General features: G+C 69.6%; 25 protein-coding genes, 1 tRNA gene, 1 pseudogene and 1 riboswitch. Of the genes and pseudogenes, 13 read left to right on the top strand and 14 right to left on the bottom strand.

Going from position 1 to position 24623, the window contains the following annotated elements; genetic code table 11:
• Positions 1 to 2: 2 nt before the first annotated feature.
• The 3 genes from AQI95_RS31365 to AQI95_RS31355 form a co-directional block, all read right to left on the bottom strand.
• The gene (locus AQI95_RS31365) at positions 3 to 323 is read right to left on the bottom strand and encodes a DMT family transporter (protein ID WP_067131866.1); all 321 of its coding nucleotides are present in this window, start codon (positions 321 to 323) and stop codon (positions 3 to 5) included.
• Between the two features lie 32 nt (positions 324 to 355).
• Positions 356 to 424, bottom strand: a riboswitch (guanidine-III (ykkC-III) riboswitch).
• Positions 425 to 505: 81 nt separating this feature from the next.
• Positions 506 to 808 (bottom strand): GroES family chaperonin, encoded by a 303-nt coding sequence (locus AQI95_RS31360; RefSeq protein WP_076089203.1) that lies wholly within the window; start codon positions 806 to 808, stop codon positions 506 to 508.
• A gap of 100 nt (positions 809 to 908) precedes the next feature.
• Positions 909 to 1238, bottom strand: coding sequence for a DUF3618 domain-containing protein (locus tag AQI95_RS31355; protein WP_067131504.1), 330 nt, complete (start codon positions 1236 to 1238; stop codon positions 909 to 911).
• A 93-nt stretch (positions 1239 to 1331) separates the two neighbouring features.
• Between AQI95_RS31355 and bcp the strand changes: the two genes are divergently transcribed.
• Together bcp and AQI95_RS31345 are read left to right on the top strand one after the other, a co-directional pair.
• The gene (gene bcp / locus AQI95_RS31350) at positions 1332 to 1799 is read left to right on the top strand and encodes a thioredoxin-dependent thiol peroxidase (protein WP_067131501.1); all 468 of its coding nucleotides are present in this window, start codon (positions 1332 to 1334) and stop codon (positions 1797 to 1799) included.
• 47 nt (positions 1800 to 1846) lie between these two features.
• Positions 1847 to 1930: transfer RNA gene (locus AQI95_RS31345), tRNA-Leu, on the top strand.
• 30 nt (positions 1931 to 1960) lie between these two features.
• Here AQI95_RS31345 and rdgB read toward each other — a convergent pair.
• Both rdgB and AQI95_RS31335 read right to left on the bottom strand, forming a co-directional pair.
• Entirely contained in the window at positions 1961 to 2563 is a 603-nt protein-coding gene (gene rdgB / locus AQI95_RS31340; RefSeq protein ID WP_067131497.1) for an RdgB/HAM1 family non-canonical purine NTP pyrophosphatase, read from the bottom strand.
• Positions 2564 to 2589: 26 nt separating this feature from the next.
• Entirely contained in the window at positions 2590 to 3921 is a 1332-nt protein-coding gene (locus tag AQI95_RS31335) for an SGNH/GDSL hydrolase family protein (RefSeq protein ID WP_067131494.1), read from the bottom strand.
• 206 nt (positions 3922 to 4127) lie between these two features.
• On the opposite strand from AQI95_RS31335, the gene AQI95_RS31330 reads away from it, so the two are divergent.
• Both AQI95_RS31330 and AQI95_RS31325 read left to right on the top strand, forming a co-directional pair.
• Positions 4128 to 5444, top strand: a complete 1317-nt coding sequence (locus AQI95_RS31330) for a DUF445 domain-containing protein (protein WP_067131864.1) — start codon at positions 4128 to 4130, stop codon at positions 5442 to 5444.
• 21 nt (positions 5445 to 5465) lie between these two features.
• Positions 5466 to 7118 carry an MFS transporter gene (locus AQI95_RS31325; protein ID WP_067131491.1) on the top strand — a complete coding sequence of 551 codons (1653 nt, stop codon included), beginning with the start codon at positions 5466 to 5468 and terminating at the stop codon, positions 7116 to 7118.
• 10 nt (positions 7119 to 7128) lie between these two features.
• Here the strand turns inward: AQI95_RS31325 and AQI95_RS31320 are convergent, their stop codons facing one another.
• On the bottom strand, positions 7129 to 7572 hold the full coding sequence (locus AQI95_RS31320; protein WP_067131489.1) for a hypothetical protein: 444 nt from the start codon (positions 7570 to 7572) through the stop codon (positions 7129 to 7131).
• Positions 7573 to 7824: 252 nt separating this feature from the next.
• Here AQI95_RS31320 and AQI95_RS31315 point away from each other — a divergent pair, with 252 nt between their 5' ends.
• Positions 7825 to 8775, top strand: coding sequence for a GlxA family transcriptional regulator (locus tag AQI95_RS31315; RefSeq protein ID WP_079071565.1), 951 nt, complete (start codon positions 7825 to 7827; stop codon positions 8773 to 8775).
• A gap of 28 nt (positions 8776 to 8803) precedes the next feature.
• Here the strand turns inward: AQI95_RS31315 and AQI95_RS31310 are convergent, their stop codons facing one another.
• The 4 genes and pseudogenes from AQI95_RS31310 to AQI95_RS47515 form a co-directional block, all read right to left on the bottom strand.
• Positions 8804 to 9106 carry a hypothetical protein gene (locus AQI95_RS31310; protein WP_067131488.1) on the bottom strand — a complete coding sequence of 101 codons (303 nt, stop codon included), beginning with the start codon at positions 9104 to 9106 and terminating at the stop codon, positions 8804 to 8806.
• A 296-nt stretch (positions 9107 to 9402) separates the two neighbouring features.
• Positions 9403 to 9678: a hypothetical protein gene (locus tag AQI95_RS31305; RefSeq protein WP_067131485.1), complete on the bottom strand. Its 276-nt coding sequence runs from the start codon at positions 9676 to 9678 to the stop codon at positions 9403 to 9405.
• 459 nt (positions 9679 to 10137) lie between these two features.
• A pseudogene (locus tag AQI95_RS31300) lies at positions 10138 to 10374 on the bottom strand (esterase); the annotation flags it as partial.
• Positions 10375 to 10569: 195 nt separating this feature from the next.
• The gene (locus AQI95_RS47515) at positions 10570 to 11508 is read right to left on the bottom strand and encodes a hypothetical protein (RefSeq protein ID WP_159056612.1); all 939 of its coding nucleotides are present in this window, start codon (positions 11506 to 11508) and stop codon (positions 10570 to 10572) included.
• Between the two features lie 276 nt (positions 11509 to 11784).
• On the opposite strand from AQI95_RS47515, the gene AQI95_RS31285 reads away from it, so the two are divergent.
• The 4 genes from AQI95_RS31285 to AQI95_RS45330 all read left to right on the top strand — a co-directional run bounded on the left by AQI95_RS31285 (position 11785) and on the right by AQI95_RS45330 (position 17208).
• Positions 11785 to 12483, top strand: coding sequence for a hypothetical protein (locus AQI95_RS31285; RefSeq protein WP_067131472.1), 699 nt, complete (start codon positions 11785 to 11787; stop codon positions 12481 to 12483).
• A 20-nt stretch (positions 12484 to 12503) separates the two neighbouring features.
• Positions 12504 to 13940, top strand: coding sequence for a ParB N-terminal domain-containing protein (locus tag AQI95_RS31280; RefSeq protein ID WP_067131469.1), 1437 nt, complete (start codon positions 12504 to 12506; stop codon positions 13938 to 13940).
• Complete coding sequence (locus tag AQI95_RS31275) at positions 13937 to 15754, top strand: DEAD/DEAH box helicase (protein ID WP_067131466.1); 1818 nt, start codon at positions 13937 to 13939, stop codon at positions 15752 to 15754. The genes AQI95_RS31280 and AQI95_RS31275 overlap by 4 nt, the downstream gene beginning before the upstream one ends.
• 104 nt (positions 15755 to 15858) lie before the next feature.
• A complete protein-coding gene (locus AQI95_RS45330) occupies positions 15859 to 17208 on the top strand; it encodes a DNA cytosine methyltransferase (protein WP_079071562.1) in 1350 nt (449 codons plus the stop codon).
• On the opposite strand, the gene AQI95_RS45325 is transcribed toward AQI95_RS45330, so the two are convergent.
• Both AQI95_RS45325 and AQI95_RS31270 read right to left on the bottom strand, forming a co-directional pair.
• Positions 17140 to 17601: a very short patch repair endonuclease gene (locus AQI95_RS45325; RefSeq protein WP_079071560.1), complete on the bottom strand. Its 462-nt coding sequence runs from the start codon at positions 17599 to 17601 to the stop codon at positions 17140 to 17142. The genes AQI95_RS45330 and AQI95_RS45325 overlap by 69 nt on opposite strands.
• A 284-nt stretch (positions 17602 to 17885) precedes the next feature.
• Positions 17886 to 18914, bottom strand: coding sequence for a hypothetical protein (locus AQI95_RS31270; protein WP_067131464.1), 1029 nt, complete (start codon positions 18912 to 18914; stop codon positions 17886 to 17888).
• 435 nt (positions 18915 to 19349) lie between these two features.
• Between AQI95_RS31270 and AQI95_RS31265 the strand changes: the two genes are divergently transcribed.
• Positions 19350 to 20165 carry a class E sortase gene (locus tag AQI95_RS31265; RefSeq protein ID WP_067131461.1) on the top strand — a complete coding sequence of 272 codons (816 nt, stop codon included), beginning with the start codon at positions 19350 to 19352 and terminating at the stop codon, positions 20163 to 20165.
• Positions 20166 to 20182: 17 nt separating this feature from the next.
• Here AQI95_RS31265 and AQI95_RS31260 read toward each other — a convergent pair whose 3' ends face one another.
• Positions 20183 to 21577, bottom strand: a complete 1395-nt coding sequence (locus AQI95_RS31260; RefSeq protein ID WP_067131458.1) for an MFS transporter — start codon at positions 21575 to 21577, stop codon at positions 20183 to 20185.
• Positions 21578 to 21732: 155 nt separating this feature from the next.
• Here AQI95_RS31260 and AQI95_RS31255 point away from each other — a divergent pair, with 155 nt between their 5' ends.
• Positions 21733 to 22269 (top strand): winged helix-turn-helix transcriptional regulator, encoded by a 537-nt coding sequence (locus tag AQI95_RS31255; RefSeq protein WP_067131857.1) that lies wholly within the window; start codon positions 21733 to 21735, stop codon positions 22267 to 22269.
• Positions 22270 to 22312: 43 nt separating this feature from the next.
• Here the strand turns inward: AQI95_RS31255 and AQI95_RS31250 are convergent, their stop codons facing one another.
• Positions 22313 to 23149, bottom strand: a complete 837-nt coding sequence (locus AQI95_RS31250) for a serine hydrolase domain-containing protein (RefSeq protein ID WP_067131455.1) — start codon at positions 23147 to 23149, stop codon at positions 22313 to 22315.
• A gap of 144 nt (positions 23150 to 23293) precedes the next feature.
• On the opposite strand from AQI95_RS31250, the gene AQI95_RS31245 reads away from it, so the two are divergent.
• Positions 23294 to 23638, top strand: coding sequence for a DUF6412 domain-containing protein (locus AQI95_RS31245; RefSeq protein WP_067131452.1), 345 nt, complete (start codon positions 23294 to 23296; stop codon positions 23636 to 23638).
• A 119-nt stretch (positions 23639 to 23757) separates the two neighbouring features.
• Positions 23758 to 24486 carry a YidC/Oxa1 family membrane protein insertase gene (locus AQI95_RS31240; RefSeq protein ID WP_067131448.1) on the top strand — a complete coding sequence of 243 codons (729 nt, stop codon included), beginning with the start codon at positions 23758 to 23760 and terminating at the stop codon, positions 24484 to 24486.
• Positions 24487 to 24623 lie beyond the last annotated feature (137 nt).

Raw genomic sequence — 24623 nt, 5'->3', positions numbered from 1 at the left:
TCTCAGTGGCCGCTGGTCGCCTTCAGTCCCACCACGGCGACCAGCAGCAGACAGACGAAGAAGATCCGGGCGGCGGTGACCGGCTCACCGAGCACCACCATGCCGAGCACCGCCGCACCGGCCGCCCCGATGCCCACCCAGACGCCGTAGGCGGTACCGATGGGCAGGGACTTCGCGGCGTACGAGAGCAGGACCATGCTGGCCACGATGCCGGCGCCGGTGAACAGGCTGGGCACGAGCCGGGTGAAGCCCTCCGTGTACTTCATTCCGATCGACCAGCCGACTTCGAGCAGACCGGCGACGATCAGCAGAACCCAGGCCATGAGGAGCACCTCCGAGACGTGATGCGGACGGGGGTGCGTCGTCTTTGCCTTCGACCCGGTACGGCGCGTCTCGTCGGGTTCACTCTCGAACATAGCAAAGGCAGCGCAAAAGGGGCCGGTGACGATGGTCACCGGCCCCTTGCGCGCTGCCGTGCGGCGGTGGGCCGCCGAACCGCGCCGGACTACAGGTACAGCCCCGTGGAGTCCTCCGACCCCTCGAAGCGGTCCGCGGCCACGGCGTGCAGATCCCGCTCGCGCATGAGCACGTACGCCACACCCCGCACCTCGACCTCGGCCCGGTCCTCCGGGTCGTACAGAACGCGGTCGCCGGGCTCCACCGTCCGGACGTTCTGGCCGACGGCGACGACCTCGGCCCAGGCCAGCCGCCGGCCGACCGCCGCGGTGGCGGGAATCAGAATGCCGCCCCCCGACCGTCGCTCGCCCTCGCCGGTGTCCTGCTTGACCAGAACCCGGTCGTGCAGCATCCGGATGGGAAGCTTGTCGTGACGGGGGGTGTTGTGCTCGTCTCTGTTGGGGCTCACGCCTCGAACCTACCTGTCCTCGCCCTGCCCGTACGTGTCCGGGTCAGCCCTTGCGCCGGCGTCTGCCCGCGGCGAGCAGCCCGACGACACCGACGGTGAGCAGCGCGACCGGCACGACCCGCTCCAGCCGTAGGCCGCCCTCCTCGTCGACGAACTGCGCCCTGACGTCACTCACCACTCTATTGACCTGCACATACGCCCGGCCGACGGTGTGGTCGAGGTTGGCGACGACCTTCGCCTTGGCATCCCCGACGATCGTCTTCGGATGCACCCGCACCCCGATCTCGTCGAGCGTCTCGGCCAGCACTTCACGGCGACGCTTGATGTCCGCCTCGATCTGCGCCGGGGTTCTGGTGTCCGACGTGTCCGCCACCGTACGGCCTCCGAAGTCTCCTGATGCTGTTCCGGACAGTTTGTCAGTTGTGGGCCGCACCGCACCGCAAGGCCCCCCGGTTACGCTGGCCCGATGAGCGAGCGACTCCAGCCGGGCGACGCGGCCCCCGCCTTCACCCTCCCCGACGCCGACGGCCATGAAGTGTCCCTGTCGGATCACCGGGGCCGCAAGGTCATCGTCTACTTCTACCCGGCCGCCCTGACCCCCGGCTGCACCAAGCAGGCCTGCGACTTCACGGACAACCTGGAGCTGCTGGCCGGCGCCGGATACGACGTCATCGGCATCTCCCCGGACGCCCCGGAGAAGCTGGCGAAGTTCCGCGAGAAGGAGTCCCTGAAGGTCACCCTCCTCGCGGACCCGGAGAAGAAGGTCACCGAAGCCTACGGCGCCTTCGGCGAGAAGAAGAACTACGGCAAGACGTACCTGGGCGTCATCCGCTCCACGATCGTCGTGGACGAGCAGGGCAAGGTCGAGCGAGCCCTCTACAACGTCCGCGCCACCGGTCACGTGGCCAAGATCATCAAGGATCTGGGTATCTGACCTCCGGGAGCCGCTGCCCGGCCGCTAGCATGGCCGGGCAGCATCACGCGGCCGTGGTGGAATTGGCAGTCACGCTGGGTTTAGGTCCCAGTGGGGTAACTCCCGTGAGGGTTCGAGTCCCTCCGGCCGCACCGGAGTTCGGCCGCGCGGCCCTGCCCGCGTCAGCCGAGCAGTTCCCGTACGACCGGCACCAGCGCGCGGAACGCCTTGCCGCGGTGGCTGATGGCGTTCTTCTCCTCGGAGCTCAGCTCGGCGCACGTGCGGGCCTCGCCCTCCGGCTGCAGGATCGGGTCGTAGCCGAACCCGTTGGTCCCGGCGGGCGTGTGCCGCAGCAGGCCCCGCAGCTGTCCCTCCACCACCCGCTCCGTGCCGTCCGGCAGGGCCAGCGCGGCGGCGCAGGCGAAGTGGGCGCCGCGGTGCTCCTGCGCGATGTCGGAGAGCTGGGCGAGGAGCAGATCGAGGTTGGCCCGGTCGTCGCCGTGCCGGCCGGCCCAGCGGGCCGAGAAGATGCCGGGGGCGCCGTTGAGCACGTCGACGCAGAGGCCCGAGTCGTCGGCGACCGCCGGCAGGCCGGTGGCCCGAGCGAGGGCGTGCGCCTTCAGCAGGGCGTTCTCGGCGAAGGTCACCCCGGTCTCCTTGACGTCCGGGACGTCCGGGTAGGCGTCGGCGCCGACGAGTTCGTGGGGGAGTCCGGCGTCGGCCAGGATGGCCCTCAGCTCGGTGATCTTTCCGGCGTTGCGGGTGGCGAGGATCAAGCGGGTCATGCCCGCCAGTATTCCTCGCCCCGCGACTACAGTTGCGTCTGCCCCGCACCCTTGAGCAGGCTCAGGTCGAACACCTCGGCCATCCTGCGAAAACCCGGGTCGCTGGGGTGCAGATGGTCGCCGGAGTCGTAGTCGGGGCGCAGCCGGCGCGGGTCGTAGGGGTCGCGCAGCGCCTTGTCGAAGTCGACGACCGCGTCGAACACGCCACCGGCCCGGATCTCCGCGTTGACCTGCCGGCGCACCGCCTCCCGGGCCGGGCTGGAGCCGCGGTGGCCCTGGAACGGCATCAGTGTGGCGCCGACGACCTTCAGACCGCGGGCGTGCGCCTCGCGGACGAGCGTGCGCAGGCCCGCGACGATGCGGTTCGGGTCGGCGAGGCGGGGGTTGCGCAGGATGTCGTTGACGCCGAGGTCGATGACGACGACCTCGACGCCCGGGTGCGAGAGCGCGTCCCGGTCGAAACGGCCGAGGCCGCTTCGGTTCTCGGCGGGCCGGCCGAGCCCGTCGGCGAGGATCTGGTTGCCGCTGATGCCCTCGTTCACGACGCTGTAGCGCGGCACCTGCCGCCCGCTCTCGGCCGCGCCGCGCAGCCGGCCGGCGAGGACGTCGGGCCAGCGGTGGTTGGCGCCGGTGGTGGAGGTGATGCCGTCGGTGATGGAGTCGCCGAGGACGACGACCGTGCCGTCGGCCTCGTTGCTGAGCAGGTCCAGGCTCGTCACGTAGCGCCAGTACGGCGTCTGTTCGGTGTACGGCGCGCCCGTCGCGTCCTCGGTGCGGTCGCCGTCGGCGACGTAGGAGACCTGCCGGGCGTGCGGGTGGTAGGTGACCGGGCCGGACGGGGTGGGGGAGTAGGTGGTGACCAGGACGTCGCCGTCGTGCGGCACGGTCAGGAGTACGGCGTCGCTGACGATCTGCCCGCCGGCCGGGACGACGACGCCGGTGGCGCCGCCGAAGGTGAGGCGGCGCATCGATTCCGGGTCGGCCGCGGCGGTGCCGTCGCCCGCGGACAGCGCGATCGAGGCGTGGCTGATGGTCAGCGGAGCCTGGCCGTAGAGATTGGACAGCGTGATCCGGGCGCTCGTGCCGCCGGTGCTCGTGTGCACGACATTGCGCACCGAGCGGCCCGCCAGCCCCTGTGTCTCGGTGCCGGGCTCGCCGCCGACCGGGGCGGTGGACCAGGCGCCGACCCAGGTGCCGGTCGAGGCGGGGGCGGCGGAGCCGCGGTGCGGCCGGTCGTCGCCGAGAGCGTCGCGTGCGATGCCGTGGTCGGTGGCCACGGTGAGGTAGATCGCGGCGGACACGGCCACGACCAGCGCGACGAGCGCACTGAGCACGGCATAGCCCTGTCGCCTGGTCACGCTGTGCTGTTCTCCTCGGGGACGGGAGCCCAAGGCTCCGATCTTGATGAGCCCATCATGCGTCAAGGGTTCGGGAGAGCTGTCAGGGCCCTGCCCAATCCCCCGCTCGAACAGACGCCGGGAACTCTTGTTCCGTTCCGGGAGTCGGTCAGGCAGGGACAATTGTGTGCGGGATCACCGCGGGATCACCGAACGGGGTGGAGCTGATGGAACCGACCGAGACGGCGCCGGCGCCGGCGCGGGGTGTGTCGTACAAGACCATGACGGCCTTCACCCCGGCCGACGAGGAGCGTCGGCGCGGGGTGCGCCGCATGAAGCTCACGGCGACGGGGCTGCTGCTCCTCGTGGCGCTGGTCTACGTCCTGGCCAAGCTCGCCGCTCACGAGGGCGCGGGGCCCTGGGCCGGCTATGTGGCCGCGGCGGCGGAGGCGGGCATGGTCGGCGCGCTGGCCGACTGGTTCGCGGTCACAGCGCTCTTCCGGCACCCGCTCGGTCTGCCCATCCCGCACACCGCGATCATCCCCACCAAGAAGGACCAGCTGGGCGTCTCGCTCGGTGAGTTCGTCGGCGAGAACTTCCTCTCCGAGGACGTCGTGCGCCAGCGACTGCGCGCCGTCGGCATCGGCAGCCGGCTCGGGGCCTGGCTGGCCGAGCCGGAGCACGCGGACCGGGTGACGGCGGAACTGGCCACCGCGCTGCGCGGCGCGCTGACCGTGCTGCGGGACTCGGACGTGCAGGCGGTCGTCACCGAGGCCGTCACCCGGCGGGCGAACACCCAGGAGATCGCCCCGGGCCTCGGCAAGATGCTGGAGGGGATCGTCGCGGACGGCGGGCACCGGCGCGTGGTGGACCTGGTGGTGACCCGCGCGCACGACTGGCTGGTGCTGCACCGGGACGACGTGATGGGCGCCGTGGAGGGCGGCGCGCCCGGCTGGACCCCGCGGTTCGTCGACCGCAAGGTCGGCGAGCGGGTCTACAAGGAACTGCTGCGGTTCGTCACCGAGATGCGGGACATGCCCGCCCATCCGGCGCGCGGCGCGCTGGACCGCTTCCTCACCGACTTCGCCTCCGACCTGCAGTCCGACACCGACACCCGGGCTCGGGTGGAGCGGCTCAAGGGCGAGGTGCTGGGCCGCGGCGAGGTGCAGGACCTGATCGCGTCCGCCTGGACGGCCGTACGATCCATGATCGTCGCGGCGGCCGAGGACGAGCGCAGCGAGCTGCGGCTGCGGGTGCGCTCCGCGCTGCTGTCCCTCGGCACCCGGATGGCGACCGAGCCGAAGGTGCAGGAGAAGGTGGACAGCTGGGTCGAGGGCGCGGCGGTGCACGTCGTGACGACCTACCGCAAGGAGATCACCTCGCTGATCACCGACACCGTGGCGGGCTGGGACGCCGAGCACACCACCCGGAAGATCGAGGCCCACATCGGCCGCGACCTGCAGTTCATCCGGATCAATGGCACGGTGGTGGGATCACTGGCGGGACTGCTGATCTACGTGGTGACGCGCACGCTGGGGGCGTGAGGGAACCGAGAAGGGAGCCCGATGGCCGCAGCCGAGGCGCCGTCGCCCGGTCCGCCGTCGCGCACCGGCGGCCGGACGATCGTCACCGACATCCCGGCCCGGCTGGACCGCCTGCCCTGGTCCCGCTGGCACTGGACGGTCGTGATCGGCCTGGGCACCGTATGGGTCCTCGACGGCCTGGAGGTCACGGTCGTCGGCAACATCGCGGGCCGCCTGGCCGAACCCGGCAGCGGTGTCGCGATCACCTCGGCCCAGATCACGGGCGTGGCCGCGGCCCTGTACGTGGCGGGCGCCTGCTCGGGCGCCCTCTTCTGGGGCCGGCTGACCGACCGCCACGGCCGCAAGAGACTCTTCATGATCACCCTGGCGGTCTATCTGGCGGCGACGGCCCTGACGGCCGTGTCCTGGACGGCCTGGTGGTTCCTCCTGTTCCGCTTCCTGACCGGCTTCGGCATCGGCGGCGAGTACGCGGCGATCAACTCCGCGATCGACGAGCTGATCCCGGCGCAGCACCGCGGCCGGGTCGACCTCATCATCAACGGCAGCTTCTGGCTGGGCGCCGTGGGCGGTGCCCTGCTGTCGATCGTCGCGCTGAACACCGACCTGCTGCCGAAGGACGTGGGCTGGCGCCTGACCTTCGCCCTCGGCGCGGTCCTCGCCCTCGTCATCCTCCTCGTACGGCGGCACGTCCCGGAAAGTCCGCGCTGGCTGCTGATCCACGGCAGGGAGCGGGAGGCGGAGGAGATCGTCTCCGGCATCGAGCACCGGATCGAGGCACACGGCGGCGAGCGGCTGCCGGAGCCGGCGGGCGAGCTGGAGATCCGGCAGCGCGAGAGCGTGACGTTCACGGAGATCGCCCGCACGGTCTTCGGCCGCTACCGCAGGAGGGCGGTGCTCGGCTTCTCCCTGTTCGTGGGCCAGGCGTTCCTGTACAACGCGATCACCTTCGGCTTCGGCGCGATCCTGACCCGGTTCTTCGCCGTGCCCACCGACCGTACGGGGTACTACTTCGCGGCGATCGCGGTCGGCAACTTCTGCGGCCCGCTGCTGCTGGGCAAGCTGTTCGACACCGTCGGCCGCCGGGTGATGATCTCCTCGACCTATCTGCTGTCCGGTCTGCTGCTCTTCGGCACGGCCTGGCTGTTCGACCGGGGTGCGCTGAGCGCGGCCACGCTGACGGCGTGCTGGTGCGCGGTGCTGTTCTTCGCCTCCGCGGGTGCCTCCAGCGCGTATCTGACCGTCTCCGAGATCTTCCCGATGGAGACGAGGGCGATGTCCATCGCCTTCTTCTACGCCCTCGGCACCGCGGCCGGCGGCATCAGCGGCCCCCTGCTCTTCGCCGACCTCACCGGCACCGGCAAGGTCGGCGACACGGTCCTGGCCTTCTCCGTCGGCGCGGCCCTGATGTGCGTCGCCGGCCTGGTCGCGGCGGCACTCGCGGTACCGGCCGAACGCCGCCCCCTGGAGGACATCGCCCGCCCGCTGACGGCGGTGGCCGTCCGCTCCGGGACGTCGACGCGGGGCGCGGGGGGTGCGGGGGGTGCGGAGGGTGATCGGGGTCCGCGGGGCGATCGGGGTCCGCAGGGCGCGCATGGCCCGCCGTCACAGCCGCCACCGCCGTCACCATCATCACCGCCGTCACCACCATCACCGCCGGCCGCGAGCGGGCCGTAACTCGCCCTTCTCAGGCTCCTGTCGTGGATCCGGGCCGCACGATCATCAGGACGGTCACCGTGGCCCACAGCAGGTTGAACATCCCCGTGACCATGGCGAGCCGCGCGGGGTTCGCCCCCCGGCCCTCCACCAGCGCGCTCTGAGCAGGCAGCACCAGCGCGGCGAGGACGACGGCGGCGAGGGCGGTCAACACGATCGACACGATCAGCCACGCACTGCCGAGCACGCCCATCTCGCTCGCGGTGCCGAACCCGAAGACCGGGACGACGACGCCGACGACGGCGTACACCCGGCAGATCCGGTGCAGCAACTGCAGCGTCCCGGCGGCACTCCCGTCGTCCGGCGCGGCGAGAAGGCGGCGTGCGACGGGCGGGAACATGCTGGCGGCGACGGTCACGGGGCCTACGGCGACGATGGCGGCGAGGACGTGGACGGCGAGGAGGAACTTGGTCACGCGCCGACGCTAGGCGCCGACCCGGATCACGCAACAGTGGCGCGAATGCCAGGATCCGACGGATTCCCGCCAGACGCTGGCGAGAACTCCGGGAACTCCCGGAACTCCCGGAACTCTTGGGACTCCCGGAACTCTTGGGACTCCTAGATCCTCTGGGCTCCAGAAGCCCCTGGGACTTCTGGAGCCCCTGGGACTCCTGCGGTACTGATGGGGGCCGTTGGCCGCAATCCGTCGTGCACCTAGGATCCCGCCATGCACACCGTGGCCGTACTGGCGCTGGACGGCGTCGTCCCGTTCGATCTCTCCGCCCCCATCGACACCTTCGGCTGGGCGCGGCTGCCGGACGGCCGGCAGCCGTACCGGGTGCGGGTCTGCTCGGTGCGCGAGGAGGTGAGCGCGGGCGCGTTCACGGTGCGGGCGCCATACGGCCTCCGGGCGCTGGCAGAGGCGGACACGATCATCCTGCCGGGCCTGGCGGAGCTGCCGGAGGAGTTGCCGGAGGGCGTCGCGAAGGCGCTGCGCTCGGCTGCGGCGCGGGGCACCCGGATCGCCTCGATCTGCGTCGGCGCCTTCCTGTTCGCCGAGACCGGCCTGCTGGACGGCCTGCGCGCGACGACGCACTGGTACGCGGCGGACCGGTTGGCGGCGCGGTATCCCGAGGTGACGGTCGACCCGAACGTCCTCTACGTCGACAACGGCCAGTTCCTGACCTCCGCGGGCGCGGCGGCGGCGCTGGACATGTGCCTCCACATGATCCGCAGGGACTTCGGCTCGGCGGTCGCCGCGCACGCGGCCCGGATGTCCGTGATGCCGCTGGAACGGGAGGGCGGGCAGGCCCAGTTCATCGTCCACGACCTGCCCCCGGCGCCCGCGGGCGCCACCTTGGAGCCTCTGCTGCACTGGCTGGAGGACCACTGCGACCGCGACATGACGGTGGACGAGATCGCGGCGCAGGCGCGCATGAGCACCCGCACCCTCAACCGCCGCTTCCGCGAACAGACCGGCACGACGCCACTGCAGTGGCTGCACCGGGCCCGGGTACGCCGGGCTCAACACCTGCTGGAGACCACGCCGTACCCGGTCGAACGCATCGCGACCCAGACGGGCTTCGGCTCCCCGACGGCCTTCCGCGAACGCTTCCGAAGGGTGGTGGGCACGAGCCCGCAGGCGTATCGGAGGGCGTTCCGGGCGGGGGCGCGGTGACGGGGGCGCTGCCGCGGCCGGGGTGTGCTCAGGCCTTGCGGTCGGCGACGGCCCAGGAGGCGAGGGCGACGGCGCCGGCGACGCCGAGGACGGACGGCCAGGCGCCGACCTTCTTCGCCAGCGGGTGGGACCCGGCGAACGCGGCGACGTAGGTGGCCGTCAGCGCACCCGCCGCCTTCCCGCCCGCCTGCTTGCGCCACTGCTGAGCGGCAGCGACTCCCGCGACGGCCAGTACGGCCCCGCCCAGCTGCCGCTTCTTGGTCCAACGGGCGACGCCGTACCCGCCGACCAGTCCGGTGGCGGCAACAACTGCACTGGGAACCCTGGCCACAACTGCCTCCTCTGTCGGCTTTGCCTCCGGCTGAGGCTAACGCGGAGGTCGGCGAACGGCTCGACGTTGAGTCGAGGTGTGTCAAGTCTCCGCCGCGCTCCTACCGGCCCCCTGAAAAGCCGAGAAGCCCCCCGCTGCTGGGGAGCTTCGTCGGCTGCTCTGTCGTTCACCGGGGATGCGGGCCGTACGAGGACGGCGCCCGCATCTCCCGTGTCGGCGGTGGGGCGGCCGGCGGGCCCACCGGATGCCTGGCCGGCCGCCGCCGTCCGCCGTCAGGGAACTGTCGGGCCGGCCCTTCAGAAGGCGCTGCTGTTGCAGCCCATGGTCGAGCCGAGGTGGCTGGCCTGCGCGCCCGGGTCGCCCTCGCCGTTGAGCGCGTTGCCCAGCACGCCGTTGAGGATCCCGACCTCGCCGAGGACGTCGACGTTCAGGTCGTGCGACCGGCAGTTGGCGCTCTGCAGGACGCTGCTGCCCCCGCCCCCCTCGCCACCGGCGTAGGCGGTGCCGGAAGCCAGGAGCCCGACGCTGCCGAGGGCGGCGACCAGGACGGCGGTCTTGCGAAGGTTGTGCATGTCATCTCCAAGATGTGCGTGCGGATACGGTCGGTGACGAATCGACCGCTTGCAGTTATGGAGATTAGTGAGAAAATACCCCGCAATGGACAGAGGCGCGCCGATTTTCTGATCGTGTATTAACGCCACTTCGAAACCACCCCGACCCGCAGCGGGCCGGAATCCCGACGCAAATTCCCCTCCCGGTGGATCAGTTGGCTCCTCGGCGGCGTCATGGTCGGGGCGGTGGCGGGCGCCCTTCTTCACCGGAGCAGCCATTGTCGGTGCAACATCTTCGAGTTGCACATCAACCGTTTGGGTCATTTGCGCGGCAATAGCATCATCTGCAGGCTCGGCCGCCCGACAGATCCACTTGTCATCGGCTCAGAGACTTTCGCAGCGCGTCGACCAGTAACGATGCTCGTACATCGGCAGGCCCCCGATGACGTGGTTCATGACGTAGCCGAAGGCGATTCCGTGATCGGGCGAGTCGAAGTCGATTTCGGGAGGGTCAGTGACCGCGTACGCCCTGTTGCTGAAGGAGAATGGGTCACGCCAGGAGGTGACCAGCTCGCGCAGGTCCTCAGGGACCGATTCGGCAGGCGCCGTCGTCAGGTCGAGATCTGGTTGCCGGTACAGCATCCGGCTGACCCGGGCGCGCTCAGCGGCCGGCAGTCCGATGAAGAAGTCCAACCCGAGGGGAGCGGCGATCTCGTCCATGACAGGAGCCCTGCACTTCCCTCTCCGAGGGTGGCGGACTGCTTCGAGGAGTGTGGACGAGGCCCGCATCTCATCACGAGCCTCGCCATTGACTGGGGTGCAGTTCCCAAGTGCGAGGCCATGATCCGGATGACATCCTCGACCGGGCCCAGACGCACCACGAGGGTGAAGCAGCCGCAGTCTGAGGACGTGTCATGCACGTTGGTGATCACCCGCAGCGGCCCGGAGTAGTGCGCCGGCATCGTCAGAAGCGCCCCGCTTGTGGAGTTCCCAGGTCACTTGCAGGACATCCTGGTCGTGGTGATCACGGCCGTAGATATGGATCACGTTGTCGGCGAGTTCGCTTTGCTGTTGCTGCCGGAGCGCCTGGAGCAGCGCGGCTGTTTCGAGAGGGCTGAGAACCTCCGTACTGTGGCGAAGCAGGCTCAGTGCAGCCTGTTGCCGGCCGTCGCTGTGCAACTCGGCCGCCTGTTGGGCGACACGCTGCGCAGCCGACACATCGATTCTTCTCCGCTGCCGGTCCCCTCTCCAGCGGGGGACCGGCAGCGGAGCGAGCGCCGCCTGGGCGGCGAGACGTGCCTGCAAGCCGGCTCGGGTCTCCCTCAGCTCGGCGGCCGCCTTCTGAAGCTCTGAGACGGTCTCCCTGAGTGACTGCGCGTCCTGCCGAAGTGCTGCCAACTCCGCCGTGTCACGAGCGGCGGCTTGCCGCAGGCCGGTGATCTCGGCCTGTGCACACTCGACCTGTTCGGCCAGTGCATCGCGTTCAGCTCGCAAGGCGACGCAACCGTGACATCGCTCGGCCCACGCCTGCTCACGGAGCCTGGCCAGCTCGCCGAAGCTGATACCGAGGACGTGCTGTCCGCCAGCCTCCACGCAGGCAACCTTGTAGAAGTACTCAAGGTCCCGGTCCCGAGGTACGGACTGCCCGCTCAGGAACTTGGACAGGGAAGTTCCGCCGAATTTCAGGTAGTCAGCGACCTCTGCCTGAGTTGGCCCTGCTTGCGGCGATTTACCCGGAACGGCGGCGGCGATGTGATGGCAGAGTCCCTGCAGGGCCAGAGCCAAAGCGCGCTTGCCCGGAGGAACGTCACTGCGAAACTTCTTGTCTATCCAGCCGCATGTGCGCGTCATGTCTCCACCCCGTGTCATGCCGTTCGGCCTCCAAGCTCGCGGCTGGCGGCCCGCTGGGCCTGCCAGACCCCGCAATTGTGCCTGAATCACGCTGCGCCGGCGCTTGCTATTTCGCGAGCAAGTGCCCTTTCGCTGGACCTTCGTTCGGGGTGTGGTGCCAGACTTGAGAACGCAACCGCTTGAGGAGCGGGGGGCGTAGGTCAGCTATGCGGAGTTCGTTCTGCATGCGTGGCTTATTGCGGTATGTCGGCTATACGACTTCACCGGAGGCGCTAGATGACGCTGCCGTCGTGGCAGGACAAGAAGCTGGGAAGCATGGCGCGGGCTGCGCTTTGGCTTGTGCAGGTGGTGGGGGAGGGGAACGTCTTCACGAAGGCGCAGTTGCGTGCTGCCTTCCCGGACGTGGCCCAGATCGACAGGCGTATCCGGGACCTGCGGGATCACGACTGGCGCATCGACACCAGCCGTGACGACGTTTCGCTGCAACAGCAGGAACAGCGCTTCGTCGCCCGGGGAGCCGATGTCTGGATTCCTGGCAAGTCAAAGGCGCCGAAGCACAAGAGCAGCCTCACCACGGCACAGCGTATGAAGATCTTCCAGGCCGACAACCACCTCTGCCGGTCCTGTGGGATCGCGGGCGGTGAGGCGTACGAGGACGGCGTCACGCTGGCGGTGCTGAACGTTGCCCGCCGGAAGATGCTGCTGCCCAGCGGTGAGATCGAGCACCAGCCGGTGACGGAGTGCAAGCGCTGCGGGGCTGGGGGCGGGGACCACGAGGTTGACCTTGCGGCGATCCTGGACCTCACCGAGGCCCTGTCTTCCATGGAGCGGCGGATCTTCTTGACGTGGATCGCGGCCGATCAGCGGCCTTTGAGCCCGATGGAGAAGATGTGGGGCATTTTCCGGACCCTGCCGGAGGAGTCACGTAAGGCCGTGACCGACGCGCTCAACGACATGGACGACCAGGACGACTAGAGATAGGACGGGGAAGAGCGATGCTGCGGGAACTCCCGCAGCCGCCTCGTGCGGCTGAGTTCAGTGAACTGATCAAGAAGAAGGTCGAGGAGGTCAGGACGGCCGGCGGTACAAGGGAGACGGTCACCGTCGACTGGAACGAACAGCAGGCTCATGTGGAGGTCATCGACCTGCCGCTCAGCGGGCTGTACTTCAACCCCAGCACTCACCGGATCCGGGCGCAGCGCAGCCACGACCCAACCCGTGACGACTTGCTGGACAAGGATCCGTGGAACGCTGAAAGCCAGGACTATCTGAGGTTCCTGCTCCAGGCCTCGCCGACCGATCCGAACATCCGTGATACGGACTTCGACAAGCTCAAGGAAAGCCTGGACCAGTTCGGGCAGAACGATCCTGGGCTCGTGACCCATCACGGCATCCTCGTGAACGGCAACACGCGTGCCGCCGCACTGCGCGAGCTGGGTGCCCAGTCGATGCGCGTCGGGGTACTGCCTGAGTCGTTCACCTGGGCGGACATCAACGCCGTTGAGCTGTCGCTCCAGTTGCGCAAGGACCACCGCCGCGACTACTCGTATATCAACAGGCTTCTGGCCATGGAGGAACAGGCCTCGCTCGGGCGGACGCCGGAGCAGATCGCCAAGGAATTCCGGATCCAGGTAAAGACGTACCACCAGGAGCGCTGGATTCTGAGCACCATCCGGGAACTCATCGACCGCAGTAAGAGTGGCGGCGGAGTGGCTCTGAGGCTGGTGGACTGGGAGGGGGCTCAGGAGCGTCTCAAGGAACTTCACCGTCTGTATGTGAAGCTGGAGTCGGTCGACCGTGATCAGGCCGATGTCTTGAAGGAGTGGCGACTTGCCGCGATCCTTCTGGACTTCTCGAAGACGGACGTGCGCCACATTGACGAAGAGTTCCTGAAGGAGGGGCACCTCGGGCGGACACTGCCGGCGACGTTGTCCGCCGGAGACTCCGGCGTGGCGGGGCAGGAAGCGGTCTCGATCCCGGGCCTTGGCCTCGCAGTGCCGGCGGCCTCTTCCGCCGTGTCCGAGGCACGGGCTCTGAACGACCGGATCCTGCGGGCCAGCGCTGCCGTTCGAAGCGGTACTCACGAACTGCCCGACGGCGACAAGGCACAGGATCAGGCCCTCCTTGATGACGCCAAGAAGGCTTTTGACGAGGCTATCGAATCCGCCGGTCGGAGCGCACGCCTGCGCAAGCGCAAGCAGCTTGCCCCTGCGCGTCTTGCCGAGGCCTGCGCGAGTATCGACCAGTGCGTGATGGATCTCGTCCAGGCCCGTACTTCTCGGAGCCTGGACGAGGAGGTCTTCGACGAGGCGGTACTGAAGCTGCGTGAAAGCCTTCGCAAGCTGGCCCAGCAGGCTGGCCGGGGGCTGCCCAACCCCGGTGACGGAGTGGCCTGGCTCCTTGAGGCCGCAGCTGCGGAGAGTGCTCGGTGACCGGTACCCCGGCTGAGACGTCTCTTCACCTGGGATTCGATGAGACGCGTACCCGAGTTGTCCTGAGGACGACTGATCAGTACCAGCAGGACCTCGTCCAGCTGGCGGCCCGTTTCCGCACGGGCGGCCAGCTGAGCCCGCTGGCTGCCTCGGTTGCCCTTGATGAGCTCCTCGCGGATCTGAGCGTTCTCAACGGGTGGCCGCACCACCAAGGAGTGGAATGGGCGCCCGAGCTGCGGAACCTCGTTGCCGGCGTCGTCCAGGACGCCAATACGGTCAAGGAGCGCTTGGCCGGCACGCAGCCTCAGGGCGAAGTCGCCCGGGACGACGTGTTCGAGCTTCTGGGGGACACCTGGGGGGCGGAGCTGAGTGAATTCCAGCTCCGGGACGTCGCGAAACTGCTGTCGCTCCAGCACGGGGCCAACTTCAGTGTGCCTGGGGCGGGTAAGACGCGCGTGGCTCTGGCAGTTTATGCCGCTCAGAAGGCGCAGGGGCGCGTGAGCCGGGTTCTGGTGGTGTGTCCCAAGTCGGCGTACGAGTCGTGGCGTTACGAGACCGCAGTTTGTTTCGGCTATCCCCTGAGGACTCATGTTCTCGACGGGTCGATGGATCAGTGGGCGGAAGTGCTGATCGTCAACTATGAACGACTGGACCGCTCCCTGCCCACGCTGGCCAGCTGGCTGAAGGCCGGTCCCTCCATGATCATCCTTGATGAAGCGCACAGGATGAAGCTGGGCGCTCGAGGCACGTATGGCGCTGCATGCATGGCCCTGGGCCCTCTCGCCGAGCGGCGCCTGATCCTCACGGGGACCCCTGCGCCCAATGGCTCAAAGGATCTGGAGAACCTTATGGGCTTCGTCTGGCCGGGCCACGGGCAACGCACGGTGGTCCAAGCGGTAGCAGGAGGAGACCTCGGCTACGCCAGCTCGGTCCTCCGGCCTCTGTTCACCCGGACCACGAAGCAGGAGCTGGGTCTTCCGCCGGTCTGGACGAGGGTCCGGTATGTCGACATGCCGCCGTTGCACAACGAGATCTACGGCTCTTTGGTAGGCGGTGCGGACAGTGGAGCCGCCAGAGATGATCTCAGCTCGCTTGGCAAGACGGCCTTGCGCCTGCTGATGGCGGCCACGAGTCCGGCTCTGCTCCTTGAGGGCGGAAGCCGGTATGAGCCGCTGGCTTATCAGCTGCCGCCCCTGGAGATCCCGGAAGGCAGCTCTCTGTACTCACTCATGCAGAACCTGCCGGACTACGAGCTGTCGCCGAAGTACCAGGAAGCGGTGTCGATCATCGCGGAGAACGCCGCGCAGGGGCGTAAGACGCTTGTCTGGACGACCTTTGTCCGGAGCCTGACGACACTGGAGCAGATGCTGGAGAAGTTCAGCCCCGCAGTTGTCTACGGTGGCACGCCTGACCGTGACGAGCAGCTGAGGCGGTTCCGCGAGGATCCGAACTGCATGGTGCTGATCTCCAACCCGGCGACCCTGGGCGAAGGCATCAGCCTGCACCACGTCTGTCATGACGCTGTGTATGTGGACCGTGACTTCATGGCAGGCCGCTTCCTGCAGAGCCTCGACCGGATTCATCGTCTGGGACTGGCTCCGGGAACAGACACCAGGGTCACTGTCCTGGCTGTCCGGAACACGATTGATGAGGTTGTAGCGGCTCGTTTGGAACAGAAACTCGAGTTCATGGGTCGGATCCTTGATGATCCGACGGTGCAGCAGCTCGCTGACCTGCAAGAAGAACCATCCGTCGCAGCGGGGCTGGCGCCGGGCGACATTGAGGCCCTGCTGAGGCACATGGGTAGCCGCTAGCCTCCAGAGATTCAATTTGGGAGACTCCTGGTGCCGAGAGGCAGGCGTGATCGCTGCCTCTCGGGAACCGACGCATGTTTTAAGTCACACCAGGAGGAGCGCCCATGCGCGCCAGCGGCCGGAAGCGCCCGCAGTTCACCCCACCACTGACCTCGATCGAGATCTGTGCTGGGGCCGGCGGGCAAGCCGTTGGACTCCACAACGCCGGCTTTGATCATCTGGCTCTTGTGGAGTGGGACTCGCACGCGGTGCGGACCCTCAGTGCGAACGTGGCCGACTGGCCCGGGTGGAGTAAGGGGCGTGCAAACGCTCTTGAGCCGATGGATGTGAAGGAATTCCTTGGTTCTGACGTGCACAAGAAACTCGGGCTTGAGGAAGGGGAACTGGATCTCCTTGCGGGAGGAGTCCCCTGTCCGCCGTTCTCCTTGGCGGGGAAAAGGCTGGGGAAGGATGACGAGCGTGACCTCTTCCCGGCCGCTCTGGACATTATCGATAATCTCAAGCCTAAGGCTGTGATGATTGAGAATGTTCGAGGGATCCTTGAGCCGCCCGAGGTTTTTATCGAGTATCGCGAGTATATCCTGAGTCGGCTTCGTGAAGCTGGTTATGTCGTTCCGGATATCGAAGATCACTGGCTTCCGGAGAAGCAAGATTTGGCGATGCGCAGTGTTTGGCGCAGGATGGACGCAAGTGATTTTGGCGTCCCGCAACTGCGTCCGAGGGCAATTCTTGTCGCCATTCATGAGAAGTGGATCGGTCAAGGCGGGGCAGGCTTCCAGTGGCCAGTTCAAATTGAAGGCGCCAAGGCATCGGTTGTCAAGCAGCTCGAAAAGGGCATGAAGGCGCGATGCAAGGAATTCTGGGACACGAATTTCGAGGGCAATCCACCGGCTCCGGGGGAGCGGACCGGTAAGGACGTGTATGAGGAATGGCATCGCAAGGCGACAGCTGCTCTGAAGGCGGGAAAGGGAGTTGCCCCGACGCTGGTAGGTGGTTCCAAGAGGCATGGTGGTGCAGATCTCGGGCCCACCAGGGCGAAGCGAGCCTGGGCTGGCCTGGGAGTTGACGCCATGGGTGTCGCGAATGACCCTCGCGAGTGTGTCCCGGAGCGGGATCTATTCCGTGCGGCCGGTCCTATGCTAACTGTGGATCAAGCTGCCATCATTCAGGGCTTTCCGGAACAGTGGAAGTTCCAGGGGCAGAAGACCGCAAAGTATCGGCAGGTTGGAAATGCCTTCCCTCCTCCTGTTGCAGAAGCCGTCGGTCGGGCTATCGCTGCGGTGCTGCGGCCGGAGCAGCGTGAAGAGCTGCTTGAGGGATATGTTATGGATTCTGGTGACGGCCCCTCCGTTCAGCCTGAGTCCGAGGAGATGCTGTTTTCTGTGTCAGATCTCCCTCGGTCCCTCCCGGCGGGAAATGACCGTCGCGGCAATTTTGTCGGCGCAGGCGTTTGATGGCTCGTGCTCCCAGAAGCGGAGCACAAGCCATCCGGCTTTCGTCAGCTTCTGGTCAGTATCCCGATCGCGTTCAACATTGCGCACGACCTTCTCCGACCAGTACCCGGAGTTTGTTTTCGGCGGGACATAGTGTTCCGGGCAGCCGTGCCAGTAGCAGCCGTCAATGAATACGGCAACCTTCGCGGGACGGAACACCATGTCTGCCGTCCGGCGAAGGTCGGGCAGCGGCCGGGCGGCTACGCGATAGCGCAGTCCCTGAGCATGGACAAGTCGGCGGATCAGCCTCTCGGGTTTTGTGTCGCGGCTGCGGATCGCTTGCATATTGCGGCGGCGTGCTGCGGACGAAGCCCAGGAACCCTCTGGCGCTTCCCACGCGGGAACTTCGGACACACCGCAGAGCGTAGCTGCACGGGAGGCTGATGGGCATCGGCTGGCGGTGGTGCATATGGGCAGGAGCTGAGACTGCAGCTCGGCTGCGGTATCGCTTCGGAAGCGGGCGTCCTCAAGGCGACGCTCCGTGCAATGCCAGGCTGCCCGCGTCTCGGCAGTGTGCTGCCCCCGCAGTCCGTCTCAAGGGCGCTCCCGTTCCGCTGCGCTCCACTCCCGCGTTGGCCGGCGCCGATGGCCCTAAGGCTTGCGGGGTGGAGTGCGCGACGGCTCGTGCCTGGTCGCTTCTATGACCCGTGGCACTCCCCATACACCTCCCCCGTCCCGCACCAGCACCCCGCCGCCCCCTGCGGCGGCCAGGCCGCGGCGCGGCCCCGGGCTGCCAGGGTCGTCGCGTACTGGGGGAGCAGGGACGCGTCCGTCGGTGAGGAGCCCTCCGAGGCCGCGAAGGCTTCGTAGGACGGGACCGTGCCCGTCACGATGCCCAGGTTCGCGGTGCCCGAGGAGGACAGCTCGCGCAGGGAGGACTCTATGGTCGTGAGGTGGGTCTCGTGGGACGGGTACTCCGACGACAGGGTGGGGTAGGCCGAGAGGAGTTCGGCCAGTTCGGGGGCCGGCCAGTGCAGGACCGCCACCGGGAAGGGGCGGGAGAGGGCCTCGCGGTAGGCGCCCAGTTCGGCTCGGAGGCGGGAGATCTCCGCCTGGAGTTCGGCCGGGTTGTCCGAGCCCAGGGACCAGACGCGTTTGGGGTCGTGGAGTTCGTCCAGCGACACCGGGGACGTGTGGAGCGTGTCGGCCAGGGTGTCCCAGGCGTCGTGCGGCAGGCCCAGCATGCGGCGGACGCGGTGGCGGCCGGAGAGGAGGGGGTGGGTGGCAGGGGCGGGGGGCGTTCCCGCCTCCGTCTCCTCCGCGGTCGGCAGCAGCAGGTTCGCTCCCTGCGTGAAGGCTTCCGCCGCCGCCTCCAACTCGTCGTGCGACTCCAGGGACTCCGCGATGATCACCCAGGGGGCCGGGTCGCGCGGGGCGGCCGTCCGGATGCCCTCGATGATCGCCCGCGCCTCGGCCTCGTGGCCGTACTCCCAGAGGTTGGACGCCTTCAGGGCTCGTACCAGGGGCGGGTTCTCCAGCCCTTCCGTGGACGACAGCAGGCGGTCGTAGAGCGCGGTGGCCGCGGGGCGGTCGCCGGAGAGTTCGAGGTGGGCCGCGGCGCGCAGCAGCAGGGCCTCGGCGTCCTCGGGGTACAGTCCGGCGGTCCGCTCCAGGCGTGCCGCTTCGGCGGTGTGGTCGACGTTCTCGGCAGGCGTGTCGGGGCGCATGGGTGACACCGTACTGCCGAGCGGCGACAGGAGGGGGTATGGGCTGGTCATCGGCTTCCCTCTCGGGTCCCTCGGTCCCCTCGGTTCCCTGCGCCGCCCTTTCGTCCTGCGCCGTCCTGCGCCGTCCTGTGCCTTCCTGCGCATTCCTACGCCGTCACTCCGTCCACCTGCGGCGTCTGCGCCGATTTCGGTGCGAAGGGGACCGACGCCGTCCTGTCGGACAGAGGGAGGTGCCCCAGCCCTCCCAAGTGCCGTAGTCAGCCGCCGGGTCGACCGACACCCTCGCGTCCGCCCGTGCCGTGCCCGTCGCCAGTCGAGGAAGGGGCCCGCAAGGGATCCTCGGGGGATCTTCTCCCGTGTGGGTATGGCCAGTTGTGCGCGTTGCGCCTATCTTGCGGTCGGCTCCCCCGGAGGCGGGTGCGGAGGTGGGTGCGGATGCGGGTGTCGTCCGGTGTGCGGGTCCTGCGGCACGGCGACCGGCGTCGGCGTGCCCGGCGCAGACGCGCGCTGTGGGGCGGGGCCGAGGTGCTCGTGACCCTCGGGGTGCTGCTCATGCTGCTGGTCGTGCACCAGCTGTGGTGGACCAACCGGGAGGCCCGGCGCGGGGCCGAGCGGCAGGTGGAAGCCCTGGAGCGGGAGTGGGGGACGGGCGGCTCCGGTGCCGGTGCCGGTGCCGGTGCCGGGGGCGGGGTCGTGTCGCCCACGGATCCCGCGTCGCCCTCGGCCTCCTCCGGGGACCCGGGCGCGACCGGGTCCCGTGCGCCGCGGCGGTCGTACGTCCCCGCGGCCGCGCCCCTGCGGTCGCAGGCGTACGCCGTCCTCACCGTCCCCCGGTTGGGGCTGCGCGTCCCCGTCGCCGAGGGCGTGAGCAAGGCGGACGTCCTCGACAAGGGCTATGTCGGCCACTACCGGGGAACCCAACAGCCGGGCCAGGCGGGCAACTTCGCGCTCGCCGGGCACCGGAACACGCACGGTGAGCCCTTCCGGTACCTGCCCCGGCTGCGGCGCGGGGACGACATCGAGGTGGAGACGCGGACGGCGACGTACACCTACGACGTGGACCAGGTGCTGCCGCAGACCTCGGCGACGGACTCGGGGGTCGTCCGGCCCGTCCCGCGCTCCCTCGTCCGGCCGTCCTACGGCTACGACGCACCCGGCTACTACATCACTCTGACCACCTGCACACCCGAGTTCACCTCGCGCTACCGGATGGCGGTCTGGGGGAAGCTCGTCTCTGTGCGGCCCAGGTGAGCCGGCGCATCGGACGATCATCGCTCCCGCAGCACCGCCACGCTCACCGCGCCCACCGCCGCCAGTCCCGCCGACACCAGCAGGGCGATGTTCGCGCCCTGGGTCAGGCTGTGGGCCGAGGTGGCGAGGGCGATGGTCAGGGCCACGCCGGCGCAGGAGCCGATGTAGCGGAAGGTCTGCTGGGCGCCCGAGCCCATCGCGGCGCGCTCGCGCGGCACCGACTCGACGGCCAGCAGCGGCAGCGCGCCGTTGAGCAGGCCACTGCCCACTCCGCCGATGATCAGGCCGGGCAGCAGCCGGGTCCAGGAGCCGGAGGCCATGGCGCCGAGCATGGTCAGCACGGCGACGGTGTGCAGGGCGAAGCCGACGGCGAGCTGGGTGCGCGGGGCGATACGGCCGGCCAGATGCTTGACCTGGAGGGCGACCACGAAGCTCAGCCCGGACCAGAGCAGGAACAGCCAGGCCGTGTCCATCGGGGTCAGCCGGAGCGTCTGCTGGAGCAGGGTCGGCAGGAAGCTGAACGTGCCGATCACCGCGAAGCCCGTGAACAGACCGCCGGCGGCCGAGGCCAGGAAGCGGGCGCGGCGCAGCAGGCCGAGGTCGATCATCGGGGTACGGGTGCGGTGCTCGACCGCGGCGAAGACCGCGATCAGGACGACGGCGGCCGCGAACAGCAGGCCCACCGGCGCGCGCAGCCAGCCGTCGCGGCCCAGGGTCAGGGCCGCGACCAGGGCCACCAGGGCCAGGCCGAAGGCCAGCGCGCCGAGGATGTCCGGACGGCCGCCGCGCGGGGCGCGGGACTCGGTGAGGGCGCGGGTGCCGAGCGCGGCGACCACGAGGGCGGCGGCGCCCAGGACGCCGTACGCCACCCGCCAGCTCGGCAGCGCGCCGGCGACCAGCGGGCCCGCCGCGATGCCGCCGCTGACGAAGGCGCCCCACACGCCGGTCGCGTGCAGCCGGCCGCGTGCCGAGGGGAAGGCCGCCACCAGCAGGCCGAGGCTGCTCGCCAGGATCGCCGCGCTCGCCGCTCCCTGGGCGATGCGGGCGAGGGTGAACTGCCAGGTGGACGTGGTGAAGGCGCCGAGGGCGGTGGTGAGGCCGAGGGCCAGGGTGCCGCCGAGGAAGATCCGGCGGCGGCCGTAGTCGTCGGCGAGGCTGCCGGCCACCAGGAGCAGGGCGGCGAGGCCGAGCGGGGTGCCGTTCAGCAGCCAGGCCTGGCCGGAGAGCGGGGTGTGCAGGGCGGTCGCGGTGTCCGGGAGCGTGACCATCGGGGCCGTGTACGTCATCAGGGTGACGGCGGTGGCCGCGCTGGTCAGGGCGAGGGTGGCCCGGGGGCGTGCGGGGGCGTCCCGGGCTGTCGCGCCGAGTGCGGCCGTGGCGGCGGGGGTGGTGGCGGAGTCGAGCCCGGTCATGGCGTGGTCCTGTCCTTCCGGGGCCTGCGGCGACGTACGGAGGGCCGCCGAGCCGACCTGTTGGTTCGTTCATTGAACTGACCTGACCCGGCCACCGTAGCATTGTCGGTTCGGTCATTGAACCAACCTGTCGGAAAGTGGCTACAGTGGACGGCATGGCACTGGGCAAGGACTACGCGACACAGGAGTGCTCGATCGCCCGCGCGCTCGAGATCGTCGGCGAGCGCTGGACGCTGCTCGTCGTCCGGGACGCGCTGTACGGCGTGCGGCGCTACAACGACTTCCTGGTCCACCTCGGCATCCCGCGCGCCGTTCTGGCCGCCCGGCTGCAGACCCTGACCGGCGAGGGCATCCTCGAAAAGCGCCGCTACCAGCAGTCGCCGCCGCGCGACGAGTACGTCCCCACCGAGCGCGGCATCGCCCTGTGGCCCACCCTGCGCTCCCTCGGCCTGTGGGGGCGCGAGCACTTCACCGAGACGCAGTTGCGCTACTTCCGGCACGTGGACTGCGGCACGGAGATCGGCCCGTACGGCGAGTGCCCCGCCTGCCGGACCGTCGTGCCGATCGAGGACGTCGTCATGGAACCCGGCCCCGGCGCCGACCGCGACCCGGCGGACCCGGTCAGCAGGGCGCTGCTCAGGCCGAAGCGGCTGCTGGAGCCGCTGGAGCCGCTGGAGGCGGAACCCACCTGATCGAAGCGGCGCCCCCGAGTCGCTGACGGCACCCCCGAGTCGCTCAGGAGGCCGGCGAGCGGTCGCCCCTGAGCAGGTCGACGCCCATCCGGTCGGTGCCGTCCGACCGGCCGCCCAGCCGGTGCACGACCACCCAGCGGCCGTCCGCCATGGCCCCGGCGAAGACGGAGGCGTGGCGGGTCGCGCCGTTGTGCCAGTGCAGCGCGCCGGCCCTCTGCCAGGAGGGGGCGGGATCGCCCAGCCGCCGCTCGATCACCAGCCGGACCAGCAGATCGGCGACCGCGCGGGGGGTGGCCCACAGACCGCCCGCGGGCAGGATCGCCCCGTCCATGGTCCAGGGCCTGCGGTCCCTGCCGAGGAGCCCGGGAGCGAGCAGCCGCCGGTCGGCCTCGGGGCGCACGCTCACCTCATGGACGTCCAGCGGCCGCAGGACGTGCTCGGCGAGCAGCTCCTCGTAGGCGGCGCCGGACGCGGCGACCAGCGCCGCGCCCAGCACGGCGTACCCGAGGTTGGAGTACTCCTCCTGCTGCCCCGGCGGCCGGACCACGACGCCGTCCAGCCGGCCGAGCAGCCGGCGCAGCGCGTCGGCGTCGAACGCGGCGTACGGATCGCGGCCGCCGGTGCCGGGTGGCAGGCGGGGCAGCCCCGACGTGTGCTCGGCCAGATGCCGCAGCGTGATGCCGGTGCCCGCGGCGGCGGGCAGCCGGCGTTCGACGGGGTCGTCGACGTCGAGCAGGCCCGCGGCGGCCATCCGCATGAGCGCCGTACCGGTGAGCACCTTGGTGAAGGAGCCGATCTCGACGAACCGGTCCACCGCGTGCCCGTCCTCGGCGCGTGTGGGCGACGTGTCGCCGAGGACACAGGTGGGCGTGCGCGGCACGTGGGGCCCCTTCGGTCGTGGCGGACGGTGGCGGCGGGCCCGCACATTGTCCGTCACCGGCCCGGCGGGGCGAGCGGGTTTCGGTCGTCACGGGCAGCGGCCGTGCCCGAGTTCCCGCTGGTCGGGTATAAAGGGCGGACGGAGATGGACAGTTGTGACCGAGGGGAGGGGAGCCGAGTGGTCCGCAGTCTCACGCGCTCGCGTGCGCTCGCCCCGCTGCTGCTCCTGCTGCTGCCGGTCATGCTGCTCGACGTCGGCAATCTGACCGCGACCGTGGCCCTCGCCGCGACCGCCGCCGTCGGTTCCGCGCTCACCCTCTGCTCCCTTCTCGCCGCCCGCAGCGCGCCCGCCGTCCCGCCCACCCGGGTGCGCACGGCGATCCGCGACCGGGCACGGCGTACGGCCTTCCTGCCGCAGCGCGATCCCGACGCGCCCGGCCGGCGCCGGCCCAGGGCACCCGGACACGCCCTGCCGGCGACCGCCGCGTAGGGCACGTCCCACCGCACTCCTGCGTACGTGACCCCGCGCGGGTCGTCATGCCGCTCTGCACCGCTGCGCCGTTCCGGCGCATCTCGGCACGACGAGACCCCCGGAGGGCTCACCCGCTCATGTCCGTCTTCTCTTCCGTCTTCTCTGTCTTCGCCGGTCTGGTCGAGCACCTCGCCGACCTGCTCCAGCCGCTCTTCCACGCCTCCGCGGCCGCCGCCGCGATCGTCCTGTTCACCGCGCTCGTACGACTCCTCGTCCACCCGCTGTCCCGCGCCGCCGCCCGCGGCCAGCGTGCCCGCGCCGAACTCCAGCCGAGGATCGCCGAGCTGCGCAGGAAGCACGCCGAGGATCCGCAGCGGCTGCAGCGGGCGGTGCTGGATCTGCACGCCGAGGAACAGGTCTCGCCGCTCTCCGGCTGCCTGCCCGGCCTGCTCCAACTGCCCGCCTTCTTCCTGCTCTACCACCTCTTCTCCAGTTCGACGATCGGCGGCGGGGCGGACGGGCTGCTCTCCCATCAGCTGCTCGGGGCGCCGCTCGGCGGGAAGTGGGCCGACGCGCTCGGCGCCGGCGGGCCGTTCGGCGCCGCCGGGCTGGTCTACCTCGGGCTCTTCGCTCTCGTCGCGGCCGTCGCCGCCTTCAACTACCGGCGTACCAAGCGGACGATGGCGGACAGTCCGGTCGCCGTGGGCGCCGGGCAGGCGCCGGGGCTCGGCGTGATCAACAAGGTCATGCCGTTCATGTCGTTCTTCACGCTCGTCACCGTCGCGGTCGTCCCGCTCGCCGCCGCGCTCTACGTCGTGACCAGTACGACCTGGAGCGCGGCGGAGCGGGCCTTCCTCTACCGGTAGGGAGAGCCGCTTGGCAGGTCAGAGCGTGGTTACGGTCCAGTACGTGAACAGGGTCTTGCGGACTGGACTGTGCGATTGGAGGATCGACCAGTCCTCCGATGGCTGCACCCATCGGTCCGGGCGCCCGCGATCGAGGG

It is taken from the genome of Streptomyces yokosukanensis (assembly GCF_001514035.1).
GTDB lineage: Bacteria > Actinomycetota > Actinomycetes > Streptomycetales > Streptomycetaceae > Streptomyces > Streptomyces yokosukanensis.
Note: the sequence above shows the minus strand (reverse complement) of the source record. Positions and strands in the feature narration are given on the sequence as shown.

Coding starts and splice junctions, on each gene's coding strand:
- AQI95_RS31365 (WP_067131866.1), bottom strand. CDS start 323: ATGGCCTGGGTTCTGCTGATCGTCGCCGGTCTGCTCGAAGTCGGCTGG.
- AQI95_RS31360 (WP_076089203.1), bottom strand. CDS start 808: ATGCTGCACGACCGGGTTCTGGTCAAGCAGGACACCGGCGAGGGCGAG.
- bcp (WP_067131501.1), top strand. CDS start 1,332: ATGAGCGAGCGACTCCAGCCGGGCGACGCGGCCCCCGCCTTCACCCTC.
- rdgB (WP_067131497.1), bottom strand. CDS start 2,563: ATGACCCGCTTGATCCTCGCCACCCGCAACGCCGGAAAGATCACCGAG.
- AQI95_RS31330 (WP_067131864.1), top strand. CDS start 4,128: ATGGAACCGACCGAGACGGCGCCGGCGCCGGCGCGGGGTGTGTCGTAC.
- AQI95_RS31325 (WP_067131491.1), top strand. CDS start 5,466: ATGGCCGCAGCCGAGGCGCCGTCGCCCGGTCCGCCGTCGCGCACCGGC.
- AQI95_RS31315 (WP_079071565.1), top strand. CDS start 7,825: ATGCACACCGTGGCCGTACTGGCGCTGGACGGCGTCGTCCCGTTCGAT.
- AQI95_RS31305 (WP_067131485.1), bottom strand. CDS start 9,678: ATGCACAACCTTCGCAAGACCGCCGTCCTGGTCGCCGCCCTCGGCAGC.
- AQI95_RS47515 (WP_159056612.1), bottom strand. CDS start 11,508: ATGACGCGCACATGCGGCTGGATAGACAAGAAGTTTCGCAGTGACGTT.
- AQI95_RS31285 (WP_067131472.1), top strand. CDS start 11,785: ATGACGCTGCCGTCGTGGCAGGACAAGAAGCTGGGAAGCATGGCGCGG.
- AQI95_RS31280 (WP_067131469.1), top strand. CDS start 12,504: ATGCTGCGGGAACTCCCGCAGCCGCCTCGTGCGGCTGAGTTCAGTGAA.
- AQI95_RS45330 (WP_079071562.1), top strand. CDS start 15,859: ATGCGCGCCAGCGGCCGGAAGCGCCCGCAGTTCACCCCACCACTGACC.
- AQI95_RS31270 (WP_067131464.1), bottom strand. CDS start 18,914: ATGCGCCCCGACACGCCTGCCGAGAACGTCGACCACACCGCCGAAGCG.
- AQI95_RS31265 (WP_067131461.1), top strand. CDS start 19,350: ATGCGGGTGTCGTCCGGTGTGCGGGTCCTGCGGCACGGCGACCGGCGT.
- AQI95_RS31260 (WP_067131458.1), bottom strand. CDS start 21,577: ATGACCGGGCTCGACTCCGCCACCACCCCCGCCGCCACGGCCGCACTC.
- AQI95_RS31255 (WP_067131857.1), top strand. CDS start 21,733: ATGGCACTGGGCAAGGACTACGCGACACAGGAGTGCTCGATCGCCCGC.
- AQI95_RS31245 (WP_067131452.1), top strand. CDS start 23,294: ATGGACAGTTGTGACCGAGGGGAGGGGAGCCGAGTGGTCCGCAGTCTC.
- AQI95_RS31240 (WP_067131448.1), top strand. CDS start 23,758: ATGTCCGTCTTCTCTTCCGTCTTCTCTGTCTTCGCCGGTCTGGTCGAG.